This window comes from Umezawaea sp. Da 62-37 (assembly GCF_032460545.1).
Taxonomy (GTDB): Bacteria; Actinomycetota; Actinomycetes; order Mycobacteriales; family Pseudonocardiaceae; genus Umezawaea.
The window spans coordinates 9,403,202-9,417,536 of sequence record NZ_CP135965.1 but is presented as its reverse complement, the minus strand read 5'-3'; the positions used below and the strand labels follow the sequence as shown (position 1 = coordinate 9,417,536).

The window sequence follows — 14,335 nt, the reverse complement described above, 5'->3', positions numbered from 1 at the left end:
GTCGTGGTGGGGTCAGGAATGCGACGGGTGACGAGGCGTTCCCGCCCAGCGCTTCGCCGTGCTGAAGTACGCGGCACGGCGCCGGACGTGGCGATGTCCGCCGTAACTCCGCCGTACGGTCGGGGCGGCGGCCGCGACGCGGTAGAAGTAGCGCTTGCCGACCTCGATCAACGCGAGGTAGCACACCACCATGCCGACCAAGGCGGCGAAGAACGCGCCGGGCAGCGGTTGGAAGCCGAGCGCGCCCGCGAGCGGGGTCGCGGGGAGCACCGCGCCGACCAGTACGACTCCCAACGCGGCAAGCGTGAGCGGCAGGCTGGGGTGGCTGCGGAAGAACGGCACGCGGCGGGTGCGGATCGCGAAGATCACCAGGGTCTGGGTGGCCAGCGACTCGACGAACCAGCCGGACCGGAACTGCTCGGGGCCGGAGTGGAACACCCACAGCATCACCGCGAAGGTGCCGAAGTCGAACACCGAGCTGAGCGGCCCGAAGAAGACCATGAAGCGGCGGATGAACCCGATGTCCCAGTGCGACGGGCGGTGCAGCTGCTCCTCGTCCACGTTGTCGGTGGGAATCGCCAACTGGCTGGCGTCGTAGAGCAGGTTGTTGAGCAGGATCTGCGACGGGAGCATCGGCAGGAACGCCAGGAACAGCGACGCGCCCGCGGCCGAGGCCATGTTGCCGAAGTTGCTGGACGTGCCCATGAGCACATACTTGATGGTGTTGGCGAAGATCCGGCGGCCTTCGGCCACGCCGTCGGCGAGGACGCCGAGGTCTTTCTCCAGCAGGATCACGTCGGCCGCGTCCTTGGCGACGTCGGTGGCCGAGTCGACCGAGATGCCCACGTCGGCGGCGTGCAGGGCGAGCGCGTCGTTGACACCGTCACCGAGGAACGCCACCCCGCCGCGGGCTCTCCGCTGGACCCGCACGATCCGCGCCTTGTGCTCGGGGCTGACCCTGGCGAACACCGTGGTGCGCACGATCGCCTCGCCGAGTTCGTCGTCGTCGAGGGCGTCGATGTCGACGCCGGTCAGCGCGACGGCGTCGCCGAGTCCGAGGTCGCGGCAGACCGTGACCGCGACCTCCGCGTTGTCGCCGGTGACGACCTTCACCGCGATGCCGAGGTCGGCCAGCCTCCGCAGCGCCTGCGCGGCGTCCTGCTTGGGCGGGTCGAGGAACACCAGCAGGCCCATCAGGGTGAGGCCATGTTCGTCCTGCGCGGTCAGTCCGTCAGGTGCCGGGCGGGTGGCGACGGCGACGACCCGGTTGCCCGCCGCGAACTCCGCCGCCAACGCCTTCCGTGCATCCGGGGGCACGTCGATGCAGCGGTCCAACACGGTCTCGGGCGCACCCTTGGTCACCATCGTCGACACGCCCGACTGATTCCGGACGACGACGGAGACCATGCGCCGGTCGTGGTCGAAGGGCAGCACCGCGAGACGCTCCCACTCCCCCGTTCCGACGATCTTGCCCGCAGGACTCGACCACAGCGCGCGATCGAGCGGGTTGCCGCCCTCGTCCGCGGTGGTGTTCTCGGTGCACAGCAGCCCCAGCTTCAGCACCTCGTCAGCGGCGTCGTCACCGGCGGGAACGGCGCGGGCGAAGTCGACCCGGCCGTGGGTGAGGGTGCCGGTCTTGTCGGTGAACAGCACGTCCACGTCACCGAGGTCCTCGATGCACACCAACCGCTTCACCAGCACCTTGCGCTTGCGCATCCGCCGAGACCCGGCCGCGAGGCTGGTCGACACGACGGCGGGCAGCAGCTGCGGTGTGATCCCGACCGCGATGGCCAACGAAAACAGCAGCGCGTCGATGATCGGCCGGTCCAGCACCACGTTGACCACGAAGATCGACGTGGTCAGCCCACCAGCCACGTACACCAGCAGCATCGAGAACCGCCTCAGCCCGACCTGGAACTCCGTATCCAGTTGCCGGGTGTCGAGACCCGCGGCGATCTTGCCGAACTCGGTCGCCGCGCCGGTCGTCACGACGATTCCCACCGCGCTGCCCGCGTGCACCACGGTGCCCATCAACGCGCACCCCGCCAAGTCGGCCAACGGGGTTCCGACCGGGACCTCGGCGGTGGTCTTGTCCACCGGCAGCGATTCACCGGTGAGCACCGACTCGTCGCACTCGAGTCCGGTCACCTCGATCAGCCGGATGTCGGCGGGAACGACGTCCCCCAGCCGAAGCTCGACCACGTCACCGGGTACCAACGTGGTCACGTCCACCGGGGAGGGGCTTCCGTCGCGGATCGCCACCGTGCTGTGGTGGATCTCGGAGTGCAACGCCTCCGCGGCCTTCTCGGCCCGGTACTCGTTGAAGAACCCGAGCCCCACCGACAGGGCGACGATCACCCCGATGATCACCGCGTCGCTGTGCTGGCCGACGACGTAGGACGCGATGGCGGCGATCACCAACAGCCCGAGCAGTGGTGACCGCAACTGGTGCAGCAGCACGGCCACCGGGCGGGCCCGGTGCGAGGCCACGGCATTCGGCCCGTACCGGGCTTGCCGCCGCAGAACCTCGACACCGGACAGACCGATTCCGGCTTCCACCTGGAACTCCCGCAGCACCTCCGCCACGGGCAGCGCGGCAGCGCCGACCACTCCGGTCGTCCGGCTCTGGTCGCGGGGTGGAGCCGGTTCGGCGATCGTCACGAAAGCTCCTCGTCGCATGCGTACGGCACGCCGACGAGTGGGCCAACGGGATCGCCCCGAATCGACGCGGTTCACGACCCGCTTCCCGGCGTGCTCACCATCAAGCTTCGTCCACGCGGGGACGACGAGTCAGTGGCAGCGGTCCCCGGTCACCGGGGACCTTCGGCCCTGGGGTCACCAGGCGATGAACCTGTTGACGAGGTCGGCCCGCACTCGACTTCGGATCATCGCGCTACGTGGCGCTTCGCTGTGCCGGGCGAGCGGCTGCGATCTCGATGCCCCTTTTATGGGCGCGGTCGATCTTCCCGTCGCGCAACGGGCACGGCGTGGCGGACACGAGGAAGCTCGTCGCTCGGGCCAGGACGGGAAACTCGAGCTTGCGATCCGGCTCATCGGATGCTCCTACCGCGCTTGGTCGCGGAACAGCACGACCTTGAGTGCGCCGGTCTCCTGCGGGCGGGAGAACGTCTCGCAAGCGGCCTCCACGTCACCGAGGTCGAACCGGTGCGTGACGAACCTGGCCGCGTCGAGCTGCCCGGTGGCCAGACCGCCTCCAGGTCGCCACCCGCGGCCACGGCGATGTCGGCCCCGAACTGATTCACGGCACGAAGTCCGGGTTCGGCCAGGTCCACTGCGACCATGTGACCGGGACTGAACAACCGCGCGGTCATGATCGACGCGAGCCCGATCGGATCTTGATGCCGCGCACCGCGGGGCCGACCTCCTCGACGGTGCCGACGGCTTCGTGGCCGAGAATCCTGCCGGGTTCCACCGCGTTGACGTCACCCTTGACGATGTGCAGGTCAATGCCGCACAGGGTCGCCCCGGATCACCGCGTCCGAGACGTCCTGCAGTTCAGCTCGTGGGACGTCGTCCCACGAACGTTTGCCGGACCGTGGTACACCAGGGTCTTCACAGGTTCTCCTCTTCAGGTCGGTCTATTGTGGATTTGCCCGCGCCCTGGATCGAACCGCGGCAGCCATCCCGCCCCAAGCGCTCCCGGTCCAAGGGTGATCGACCGGACCGGACACCCGGAAGAGCGAGAAGCCCTCGTTCGCCGAAGGCTTTCGCCACCCGTCGAGCAGCCGACACACGAGGACCTTGGTCCTTCCAAACGCCGCCCTCGTTCTCTGGATGGTCACGTCGGGAACGCCGACCATGAACCTCAACGGATCCACGAGGAGGACTCCATGGCGGTACGGGTAGGCATCAACGGCTTCGGCCGAATCGGGCGGGACATCCTGCGCAGCACGATCGAACGCGACGACACGGTCATCGAGATCGTCGCGGTGAACGACCTCACGACACCGGACACCCTGGCCCACCTCCTCGCGTACGACTCGACCTACGGCCCGTGGAAGCACGCGGTGGCCGCCGAGGGGAACACCCTCACCGTGGACCACCGGAGCATCGCGGTCACCGCCGAACCGGACCCCGCGAAGCTGGACTGGGGCTCGCTCGGTGTCGACGTAGTGATCGAGGCGACCGGCCGGTTCCGCACTCGTGACACCGCCGCCATGCACCTGACCAGCGGCGCGCGCAAAGTGCTGATCACCGCGCCGGGCAAGGGGATCGACGCCACCATCGTCATGGGTGTCAACGACGACGACTACATCCCGGAACTCCACGATGTCGTGTCGAACGCCTCCTGCACCACCAACTGCGCCGCACCGATGGCCTGGGTGCTCAACGAGTGCTTCGGCATCGAATCGGGTTTGATGACCACGATCCACAGCTACACCAACGACCAGTCGCTGCTCGACGGCCCGCACAAGGACCTGCGGCGGGCCCGCTCGGCCGCGGTCAACATGATCCCCACGTCCACGGGCGCGGCGCGTGCGATCGGCCAGGTGATCCCGGCGCTGGACGGCAAACTCGACGGCCTGTCGGTGCGTGTCCCCCTGGAGGACGGCTCGCTGACCGACCTCACCGTCCTGCTGAAGTCCCACACCACCGCCGCACAGGTGAACCGCGCGTTCGCGGAGGCGGCCGATGGGCGGTTCAAGGGAATCCTGCGCTACACCACCGACCCGCTCGTCTCCCGCGACATCATCGGCGACCCGTCGTCCTGCGTGTTCGACTCAAGTTTGACCAAGGCCAACGGCAGGTTGGTCAAGGTATTTGGTTGGTACGACAACGAATGGGGCTACGCCAACCGCACGATCGATCTCACCGAGATGATCGCGAACACCCTGCCCTAGGAGACCGCTCAGCGCATTCGACCGACTGGGGCGGTTTCGCGCACCACAGGGGACCTTGGTCCCTGTGGTGCGCGGTCGGGTCTGTGCACCATCGGAGGATGACCAGCAACAGGCCCGTGCGCGTCGAACGGGCGAGCGGCAACGACCTGGTGGAACTCGTGTGCGACACCACCGGCACGTCGATGCAGGTGGCGGCCGTCCTCATGCTCGACACGCGGTCGCCCGTGGACATCGCCGCGGTGCGAGAGGTGATCGCGGAGCGCATCAAGGCCGTACCGCGACTGCGCCAGCGATTGGTCGATGCCCCGTTCGGTTGCGGCGGACCGGTCTGGGTCGACGATCCCGCCTTCGACATCGGCGACCACGTGACGTCGGCAGTATGCCCGGCGCCCGGCGACGAGCGGGCACTGCTCAGGATCGTCGCCGAGGCGGTCACCACGCGTCTGGTGCGGGACAAACCCCTGTGGTCGGCCACCCTGGTCACCGACGTGTCCCCTGACCGCAGCGCGCTGGCGGTGGTGTTCCACCACGTCCTTGCCGACGGCATCGGCGGGTTGGCGGTCCTCGCACATCTGGTCGACGGTGTTCCGGTCGCACTGGACCGCGGATTTCCGCGGCGGGCGCCACGACGCCGGGAGCTGGCGGCCGACGCGGTCCGAAGCCGTGCACGAGCGGTCGGCAGGCTGCCGATCGGGATGAATCGACTCAGGGCCGCGGTCGCCGAAGCCGGTATCGGCCGCCGGGCACACGCACCGCGCTGTTCCCTCAACCGCCCGACCGGCACCAACCGGGTTCTCGCGGTCGCTCGTGTGGACCTCGCCGCCGTCCAGGTCGCCGCCCGCGCGCAGGGCGGCACGATCAACGACGCGGTCCTCTCAGCGGTCGCCGGAGCCCTCCGCACGGTGTTGGCCGCGCGCGGTGAGGATGTCGACCACCTTGTGGTCTCCATCCCGGTGTCGACCCGACGACAGGCCGGGATCACCGAACTCGGCAACCGGGTCGGTGTCATCCCGGTTGAGATCCCGACGACCGGTGATCCGATCCGACGACTGGCCGCCGTCGCGCGGATCACCCGGCAGCGCAAGACCGCCGCTCCCGGCTCCTCGACGGCACTGCTCGGATGGATGTTCCGCGCCTTGGCGAAGATCGGCGTCTACCGATGGTTCGTCGACCGGCAACGTCTGGTCACCACCTTCGTCAGCGACCTGCACGGCCCCGACCACGCCATGTCGTTCCTCGGCGCGCCGGTCGTCGACCTGATCCCGGTCTCGGGGATCTCCGGCAACGTCACCGTCGCATTCGCCGCCCTGTCCTACGCGGGCACCCTCACCGTCACCGTGATCGCCGACCCGGACCGCGTACCCGACCTGGACGACCTCGCGGACGCGCTGCGCCGGGAACTCCATGCGCAAGGATAAAGGGCTCACTCATCCCTGCGGGAGAATCGGACAAGCTTGGTGGAGACGTCGACGCGGACAGCAACAGCGGCTGTGGGGCATCACAAGAGTGCTGTTCTTTTCCGCGGCGATGTCGTGTCCGAGAAATCCTTTCGCCGCTGAGCCGCCGTTGTTCCAGGGGACCGCACACTGAGATGATCTCAGCGAGTTTCAGGTGAGTCGTCCATGTTCGAAATGAGTGAGGACGAGGGCGGCTTTGACGATGGCGCCGATCTTGCGAGGGCTGGTGGTGAAGTGCCGTAAGGCGCGCCAGCGGCCGGTCAGCGTCGCGAATCCGCGTTCACCCAGACAGCGCAGGCCACGCAGCAGGGCGTTGTAGGTGCGCGTGTCGACATCAAGTACCTGCCCGCCTGCGGGCTGCTTGACCGGTGTGAACACTCCGATGCCCGCCCCGTCGTAGCCGTTGTCGGCCAGGGTGGGCAGGTCGAGTCGGGAGGCGGCCCAGTACAGGGCGCCCAGCACGTGTTCGCGGGCCGCGGTCAGGTCGTGCACCGAGCCGGGTTCGACGTCGCTGATCCACAGCGGGAAACCGTTCGGCGCCATCAGGGCCTGGATGTTGCCGCCGTGCTCGTGTGCTTTGCCGGAGTACCACCGGTCGATCTGCTCGCCTTTCGCGCTGGTGGTCTTCTCGGCGAGGCGGTCGGTGGGGAAGATCTTGCCGTCGAGAACGACGTGGGCCAGTCCCTGGTTCTTGGCGTGTCGCAATGCTGCGTGCAGGTCCGGGGCTTGCTCGGCGAGCACGGTGATGATCTCGTCGAGGTAGCGGTAGCCGGTGGCGCGGGAGATGCCGTGATCTCGGGCCAGCGCGGTGATGTCGGTGTTCTGGCGGAACCAGCGCAGGCCCATGACGGCCTGCCCGTAGCAGGTCAGCGCTCTGGCGCCCTTCCGAGTGCCACGGTCGCGGCGTTGGGTGTGGAGCAGGCGGCCCAGGTACTGGGCGAGTTCGCGGGGCACGTCGAGTGTGGCACGATAGCTGATCACGGGGAGCTTTCTGACTGGGATTTGATCTTCGCAAATCCAGTCCTATCAGAAGCTCCCCGTCCTTCTGCTCTCAGGCTCTGTTGTGCCTCGGGTCGCATGGCCAAGCGTTCGGCTGACTCCGTCAGGCCTTCAACGTTGGTGAGATCACCTCACTGTGTGGCGCAGCCGAGGCCGAACGCCTTGCCGAGGAACGCTCACAGGAAGATCTGCGGTCATCTCGCCGGTATCGAACGTTTCTACCCGTCAAGAGTCTTCGACAACAGATCCTTTGTGGATCTAGGCTGCGTGCCCCTGGTCGTCGACAAGGGCACGAACACCGAGAAGCACGACCGCGACCACGGCGCTTCCGAAGAACTCCCCGAACGCCAAGGTCCCGGTGAGTACGACCACCGCCAGCAGCGGGAAGCCGAAGCGCTGTGCACGCAGGTCCTTGCACGTCCACCGGACGGCGGGCATCAAGGCCATACCAGCGGCGACCGCCCAGATCACTTCCGCTCCCGGTGCTCCCATCCACAGCAACACCGCCCCGCCGAGCAGGAACTCTCCGCACACGGCGAGCAAAACGAGCCCTGGTACCCGTGTCACTCCGGCCTTACGACAGCAACCGGACACGGCGCATGGTGCACCAGAGCCTGGCTGGTGGACCCGAGGAGCATTCCGGTGAAGCCGCCGCGGCCACGGCTGCCGACGACCAGCAGCCGGGCATGGTCGGCCAGCCGCAGCAGGGCGATGGCGGGGCGGTCGCGCACGACGACGCGGTCGACCGACACGTCCGGATACTTCTCCTGCCAGCCCGCCAGCCGTTCGGCGAGCAGACGCGTCTGGCCCTCCTCGTCCGCGAGCTCGGCCATCGTGAACCGGGTGGCCTGGAAAGCGCTGTCGACCAGTGCGTCGGTCCACGACAGGACAGCAGTCAGCGGCGCTTCGAGGACGGACGCCGCGTCGAAGGCGAACGCGATCGCGGCTTCACTGGCGGGAGAGCCGTCGACGCCGACCACGACAGGTCCGTCCACGGTTGTCGTGCCGCGGATGACCACGGTGGGGCAGTGCCCGTGCGCCGCGAGCGCGACGGCGATGGATCCGATCAGGATGCCGCTGAAGCCGCCGAGGCCCCGTGAACCGAGCACGACCGTGCGGGCGTGCTTCGACTCCTCGATGAGCTGCGGAATCGGCGGAGTCAGCAGCAACTGCGTCTCGACGGTGACGCCGGGCGCGGCGGTGAGCGCGGTGGCTTCTGCCTCGTCGAGGTAGTGCCTGCCCTGTTGCTCAAGCGTCGCGGCGAACCCCTGCCCGTCGACGATCAGCTCCGGATAGCCGCCGGTCGGCAGGATGTAGCAGTGCACCAGGCGCAACGGCATGTGGCGTCGCGCGCAGTCCTCCGCCGCCCACACGACCGCGTCCAGAGCGGTGGCGGAGCCGTCGACACCGACGACGATGGGTGGTGCGACCGGGTTGCTCATCTGTGCTCTCCTCTGTTGGCCGTGTCCGGCGGGTTGTGCCGGCGGACACGGCGTGGTCCTCCCTCGATGGTAGGTAGAACGCGGGATCAGGTCTGCCGTCGCAAGTCCCGCGGCCGAGTACCCGTTGGTGCGCAAGGCGGGGTCGTTCGACTCTGCTCGGTCACAGTCCGGGCACCGATGCCGACGTGCTCACCAACGACATCACCGGACAAGGTAGTGGTCAGGCTTCTCAGACGGAGAGCACGCGCCGTCCGGCCAATCCGGGTCGCCCAAGCGCGTCGGACAGTGTCGAATACAGGTCGAAAGCGCTCTCCATACGGGTGATTCCCAACGACATGAGCACCACCCGACTCACCACCACGACGAGGTCGACCCCGGCTGCCGCGGCCATCGTGCGAGCGTGCACCAGCGCTGTGATGCCCGCGGCACCGAAGTGACGCACGTGAGTGAGGTCGACGACCAGGTTAGGGCCCGCTTGGTGGATCCGCTCGCGTAAATGGGTCACGAGCAGCGGGCTCGTCGACTGGTCGACGTCACCACGAGCGGTGATCACGACCGTGTTCGATCCAGCAATGTCCGCCGTGATGCTCAACAGTTCGACGGAATCGCCGGCGAGTGCATTCGGAGTGGAGTCGGCGCGCACAACGAGTCCCTTCGGGACACTATGGCGACCGCGGGGTCCAGGCGGACGGGAAGTAGCAGGTTCCAACGCGGAAACCGCAGAATCCTCAGGCTCGACCATACGACAGGTATCGATCGCCGTGCAGCTTTCTTTCAAGAAAGAGGCAACAACGGGTGAATTCCGCCACGCCTGTTCACTGATGACGGCTTGTCCTGGACTCTCCAGGCTACTAGGCTATAGGTGTATATTCTCACCCGCCATGTCCCCGCGGTTACCACGCTGCGGTCAGCGGAATTTCCGATGACCACGCGACTTGGACGCTTCACCAGGCTCGGTCCAGGTCCATCCTCGCGCAACGGTGCCGTCGGAGAGGCCAGGCGAACGCATGGCGGGACGCCCGAATGGTGCTGACCGGCTCGCACAGGTGCACGCTTGGGCAGCCGCGCGGGCGGGCGACCTCGGGGTGCCCGTTACGGTTCGGCTGCTGTGCGATACCGCTGTCTCCCGGCTCGGCGTGAGCGGGGCGACGGTGACGATGGGCATCACCCGAGGCTTGCCCGAGATGAGGTGTTCGACCGACATGCTGGGCGAACACCTCGCGGAACTCCAGGTCACCGTCGGAGAGGGGCCGAGCACGGACTCCTGGAGGGCGGGAGGGCCTGTGCTGGCCGCCGATCTGGACTCGCCGGAAGCACAACGACGCTGGCCGCTGTTCACGCCTCTGGCCGTGGAAGCCGGTGCACGTGCGCTCTTCGCCTTCCCCTTGGTCGTCGGCGCGATCCGGGGCGGGATGCTGACGTTCCACCGGGTCGAGTCCGGCCCACTTGACCAGACGGCACTGCGAAACGCGTTGGCATTCGCCAGGATGGCGCTCGGACTGGTGCTCGCCGAGCAGGCAGGTCTGCGCGACGCCGACGACGCGCTGCCCTTGCACAACCCGCAACTGCACCAGGCCACCGGGATGGTCTCCGCACAGCTCCGAGTGGGTGTGGACGAAGCTTTCGTCCGGTTGCGAGGTCACGCGTTCGCCACTGGGCGCCCTTTGGCCGAACTGGCCGCCGATGTGGTGGCCCGTCGCGTCCTTTTCGCCCCGGATCAGGAGGCGACATGATCATTCGCGAACAACTGGGTGGAGGTGACCGTGCCGGGCGATGACCGTCTTCTGGAAACGTTCGTCGAGCTGGCGGACACCCTGACCGACGACTTCGACGTGATCGACTTCCTGCACCTGCTCGTGGACAGGTGCGTCGAACTCCTGGACGTCGAAGCTGCGGGTTTGCTGCTGGCGGATCAGCACGGCAGGCTCCAACTGGTCGCGACCTCCAACGAACAGGTCCGCCTGCTCGAGCTGTTCCAGTTGCAGAACGACGAGGGCCCCTGCCTGGACGCGTTCGCCAGGAGCGAGCGGGTGAGCGATCCCGATCTGACCACGGCGGGCGGACGGTGGCCTCGGTTCGCCGCAGCGGCCACCCACAACGGGTTCGCCGCCGTGGACGCGCTGCCGATGCGGTTGCGTGGCGAGGTGATCGGGGCGCTCAACCTGTTTCGCACGCTCCCCGGTGATCTGACCGACACCGCCTTGCGCACCGCGTGCGCGCTCGTCGACGTGGCCACCATCGGGCTGATCCAGGAGCGGTCGATCCGCCACCAGGAGGTCCTGACCGAACAGCTCCAGGCTGCGCTGAACAACCGGGTGGTGATCGAACAGGCGAAGGGCTACACCGCTCACCATCTCGCCATCGACATGGACCGCGCTTTCGCCGCGCTGCGTGGCTACGCGCGAAGCCACAACCTGAAGCTCAGCGCCCTCGCCCACTCGGTCGTCGCTGGCGACATCATTCCGCGCGAGTTGCTCCGCACCTCGACCAAGCCCGGCGGTCCCCCGCGGTAGAGGTACCGGAGAAGACGGGTGTTCGGGGAACTGGAAGTGCCGCAGACAGGACAGCCGCCACGCCGCCAATTGCACGACATCGTGTCGGCGGTCAGCCTGCGGAGCACCCGCGGCGGTCGCGCCCCACCGCGAACACGCGTACGTTCAGTTAGTGGCCGGGTGATCCCGCTCGGCTCTGACTATGTCGTCCACGTTGGCCCGGACCCCGCTGACGCACCGGCGTCGACGGGATGTGACACCGCATGTCCGAAACCCTCCACACCGATTCCGCTCGTGGGCAACCGCAGGACCAGTCCGACGCGATCGCCTCGCCGTTCGTCGATCTTTCCCGCCCGGAGCTGGAGAAGCTGCTGGGCGAGGCCTCAGCTCGTGCGGCGGAGGTGCTCGCCACCCAGGGGCGGTTGCGGGATCTGCTGCACGCCCATGCGGTCGTGGCCAGCGAACTGGACGTGCAGGCGGTGCTTCAGCACGTCGTCGTGGCGGCGCGGGAACTGGTCCAGGCCCGCTACGCGGCGCTGGGGGTGATCGGCGAGGGTGGCCTGCTCGACGAGTTCGTGCATGTGGGCATGGACGAGGCAGCAGTGGAGCGCATTGGTGAATTGCCCCACGGCCGCGGCATCCTGGGACTGTTGACCAGCCATCCCTCTCCGGTCCGGCTGGACGACCTGACAGCGCATCCGGCCGCCGCCGGGTTCCCGCCGAACCACCCGGCCATGGAGAGCTTCCTCGGCGTGCCGATCCGGATCGGCGATCGGGTGTTCGGCAACCTCTATTTCACCGGCAGCGAGAACGGTCGGTTCAGCGCGGAGGACGAGCAGCTCGCCGTCGCGCTCGCCGCGACCGCCGGGGTGGCCATCGAGAACGCCCGTCTCTTCCACGAGTCCGAGCAGCGCCACCGCTGGCTGGTCGCGTCGACCAACGTGACCCGGCAACTGTTCGCCGGGCAGGATCCACACCCCTTGGACCTGGTCCTGAGGGCCGCCCAGCAGACCGCCTCCGCCGACTTCGCGACCCTGGCGCTGATCAACGAGTCGGGGCACCTGCGGGTCCGGGCCGTCAGCGGCGTCCTGACCGACCACGTGTTCGGTCTGCTCCTGGACATGGACACCAGCCTGTCCGGACAGGTCGTCCAGTCCGGCACCCCCGTTCTGACCAACTCGGCCCAGAACACGGGTGGCGTGGAGCTCCCGGTGCGGATCGGGTCCGTCATCGTGGTGCCGCTCGTGTCCGGTGACGAGGTGATCGGCGCGGTCAGCGTCGGCAGGGTGGAAGGTCGCCAGCAGTTCACCGACGCGGACATGGGCCATGTCGCCGGATTCGCCAGCCACGCGGGAGTCGCGATGGAACTCGACCGCGTTCGCGTCCACCGGCAGGATCGACGCCTCAGCGACGAGCACGACCGCATCGGCACCGACCTGAACGACCACGTGATCAAGAAGCTGTTCGCGGTCAGCATAGGCCTCAACAGCCTGCTCAGCACCACGCAACCCCACCTACACAAGCGCATCACCTCCTACACCGGTGTCCTCGACGACACCATCAACCGAATCCGCACGACCATCTACGACATCGACGACACGCCCGATACCGAGCCGAAACAGCACAAGCTGAACGACCTGCAGCAACGGATCCTCACGGCCGCCGACGACCACGCGCTGATCCTCGGTTTTCCCGTGCTGACCAGCTTCAGCGGGAAATTCGGCCGCGCCATCCCGCTCACCCTGGCCGACGACATCATCACCGTGATCCGTGCGGGGCTCAACGCCATCGCCGGTCACGTCCGCGCCACTCACGCCGAACTCCGCGTCAGCGCGGACGGAGACCTGATCACCGCCGAGGTCATCGACAACGGAACGAGCAACGGGACGTCACTCGCCATCGACGGACTGGGCAGTTTCGTCAACCGCACAGCGAACGGCGGCTCCGCCCCGCTTAGTCGAGGCACGCACCTCACCTGGACCACCCACATCCCCGCCGACCAGTAAGGCCAACCCGTGATGGCCCAGACCACCCGAAATCAAAGGGGTGGCGTCGGCCTCGGCCGCAGTCAGGGTGAAGGCCCTGGAGGGACCCCACCCCCGGTCCTGGGGGTGGCGCTGTCCCCTGAGAGGCTGGAGAGCACTGACGCGTGAACGCGATCGGGTGGGTCGCCGTGGGGTTCACCGCCGCGGCGTTGGCGGCCGTGTTCGACGGAGCGGGCACCGTGTTGCAGGCCAAAGCCGCTCAGAGCCGCGACATGGTGCCCGTGCGACGAGAAACCCTGTACGCCGTCGGCGTGTTCGTGGACGTCCTGGGCTGGGCGCTGACCGTCGTCGCGTTGCGGTTCCTCCCGGTGTTCGCCGTCCAGGCTATCGTGGCCGGTCAAACAGCGGTCACCGTGGTGTTGGCGCACTTGGTGCTGCGCTCCGCGATCCACTCGACCGACTTGCTGGCCATCGCCTGCACCGGACTGGGACTCGCCGCGCTCGCCGCGAGCGCCACCGCAGACATCGGGTGGACGGCGTCATCGGATGTCGTCACCGCTGTGCTGCTGGGTCTGCTGGCGGCCGTGGTGCTCGCCGCGGTGTGGGCAGCACATCGAGGCGCGGTCGCGCGGTCGGTCGTCACCGGGCTCGCCTTCGGTGGTTCCGCCGTCTCGGTACGGGCCTTGCTCGTGCTGCCCGGATTCACGGCGACCCCAATCGCCCTGCTGACCCAACCGCTCACCTACGCGGTGATCGGCTACGCCGCGGTCGGCGTTCCGCTGTACGCCTCCGCTCTGCGCCGCAGCACACCCGCGATGCCGAGCGCGATCGTCACCATGATCGAGGTGGTCGTGCCCGGTGCGCTCGGCATGGTGCTGCTCGGCGACGGGATCCGGCCCGGATGGTGGACGATCGCGGCTGGCGGTCTGCTCCTCGCCTCGGTCGGGGTCACCGTGCTGGCCATGCGCGAGACAGCACGAGCTCGTAGTGGCTTCCCAGCACCACCTCCGACTTCGGCTCAGGACGGTGACCGGAATTCGGAAGCCCTGGCGTCGGAGCGTCCACCGAAGTGAAGGGACGCTCTCCCCGACGGAGCAG

General features: G+C 67.9%; 12 protein-coding genes. 6 read left to right on the top strand and 6 right to left on the bottom strand.

Translation table 11 applies throughout. From position 1 onward, the window contains the following. Positions 1 to 12: 12 nt before the first annotated feature. Both mgtA and RM788_RS42580 read right to left on the bottom strand, forming a co-directional pair. Positions 13 to 2,661: a magnesium-translocating P-type ATPase gene (gene mgtA / locus RM788_RS42585; RefSeq protein WP_315926007.1), complete on the bottom strand. Its 2,649-nt coding sequence runs from the start codon at positions 2,659 to 2,661 to the stop codon at positions 13 to 15. Between the two features lie 667 nt (positions 2,662 to 3,328). Next, a complete protein-coding gene (locus RM788_RS42580; protein WP_315926005.1) occupies positions 3,329 to 3,433 on the bottom strand; it encodes an alcohol dehydrogenase catalytic domain-containing protein in 105 nt (34 codons plus the stop codon). A gap of 418 nt (positions 3,434 to 3,851) precedes the next feature. Between RM788_RS42580 and gap the strand changes: the two genes are divergently transcribed. Beyond that, on the top strand, positions 3,852 to 4,862 hold the full coding sequence (gene gap, locus RM788_RS42575) for a type I glyceraldehyde-3-phosphate dehydrogenase (RefSeq protein ID WP_315926003.1): 1,011 nt from the start codon (positions 3,852 to 3,854) through the stop codon (positions 4,860 to 4,862). Between the two features lie 98 nt (positions 4,863 to 4,960). Next, positions 4,961 to 6,280 (top strand): wax ester/triacylglycerol synthase domain-containing protein, encoded by a 1,320-nt coding sequence (locus RM788_RS42570; RefSeq protein WP_315926001.1) that lies wholly within the window; start codon positions 4,961 to 4,963, stop codon positions 6,278 to 6,280. Positions 6,281 to 6,469: 189 nt separating this feature from the next. Here the strand turns inward: RM788_RS42570 and RM788_RS42565 are convergent, their stop codons facing one another. From RM788_RS42565 to RM788_RS42550, 4 genes are all read right to left on the bottom strand, one after another. After that, positions 6,470 to 7,300, bottom strand: coding sequence for a transposase family protein (locus tag RM788_RS42565; RefSeq protein WP_315925999.1), 831 nt, complete (start codon positions 7,298 to 7,300; stop codon positions 6,470 to 6,472). Between the two features lie 276 nt (positions 7,301 to 7,576). Then, positions 7,577 to 7,861, bottom strand: coding sequence for a hypothetical protein (locus RM788_RS42560; RefSeq protein WP_315925997.1), 285 nt, complete (start codon positions 7,859 to 7,861; stop codon positions 7,577 to 7,579). Between the two features lie 20 nt (positions 7,862 to 7,881). Next, positions 7,882 to 8,760: a universal stress protein gene (locus RM788_RS42555; RefSeq protein ID WP_315925995.1), complete on the bottom strand. Its 879-nt coding sequence runs from the start codon at positions 8,758 to 8,760 to the stop codon at positions 7,882 to 7,884. Positions 8,761 to 8,989: 229 nt separating this feature from the next. Then, positions 8,990 to 9,403: an STAS domain-containing protein gene (locus tag RM788_RS42550; protein ID WP_315925993.1), complete on the bottom strand. Its 414-nt coding sequence runs from the start codon at positions 9,401 to 9,403 to the stop codon at positions 8,990 to 8,992. 364 nt (positions 9,404 to 9,767) lie between these two features. Between RM788_RS42550 and RM788_RS42545 the strand changes: the two genes are divergently transcribed. The 4 genes from RM788_RS42545 to RM788_RS42530 all read left to right on the top strand — a co-directional run bounded on the left by RM788_RS42545 (position 9,768) and on the right by RM788_RS42530 (position 14,310). Beyond that, positions 9,768 to 10,493 carry a GAF and ANTAR domain-containing protein gene (locus RM788_RS42545; protein WP_315925991.1) on the top strand — a complete coding sequence of 242 codons (726 nt, stop codon included), beginning with the start codon at positions 9,768 to 9,770 and terminating at the stop codon, positions 10,491 to 10,493. Between the two features lie 30 nt (positions 10,494 to 10,523). Further along, entirely contained in the window at positions 10,524 to 11,273 is a 750-nt protein-coding gene (locus RM788_RS42540) for a GAF and ANTAR domain-containing protein (protein WP_315925989.1), read from the top strand. Positions 11,274 to 11,515: 242 nt separating this feature from the next. Further along, entirely contained in the window at positions 11,516 to 13,258 is a 1,743-nt protein-coding gene (locus RM788_RS42535; RefSeq protein WP_315925987.1) for a GAF domain-containing protein, read from the top strand. Between the two features lie 143 nt (positions 13,259 to 13,401). Then, positions 13,402 to 14,310 carry a DMT family transporter gene (locus tag RM788_RS42530; RefSeq protein WP_315925985.1) on the top strand — a complete coding sequence of 303 codons (909 nt, stop codon included), beginning with the start codon at positions 13,402 to 13,404 and terminating at the stop codon, positions 14,308 to 14,310. Positions 14,311 to 14,335 lie beyond the last annotated feature (25 nt).

Coding starts and splice junctions, on each gene's coding strand:
- gap (WP_315926003.1), top strand. CDS start 3,852: ATGGCGGTACGGGTAGGCATCAACGGCTTCGGCCGAATCGGGCGGGAC.
- RM788_RS42570 (WP_315926001.1), top strand. CDS start 4,961: ATGACCAGCAACAGGCCCGTGCGCGTCGAACGGGCGAGCGGCAACGAC.
- RM788_RS42555 (WP_315925995.1), bottom strand. CDS start 8,760: ATGAGCAACCCGGTCGCACCACCCATCGTCGTCGGTGTCGACGGCTCC.
- RM788_RS42545 (WP_315925991.1), top strand. CDS start 9,768: ATGGCGGGACGCCCGAATGGTGCTGACCGGCTCGCACAGGTGCACGCT.
- RM788_RS42535 (WP_315925987.1), top strand. CDS start 11,516: ATGTCCGAAACCCTCCACACCGATTCCGCTCGTGGGCAACCGCAGGAC.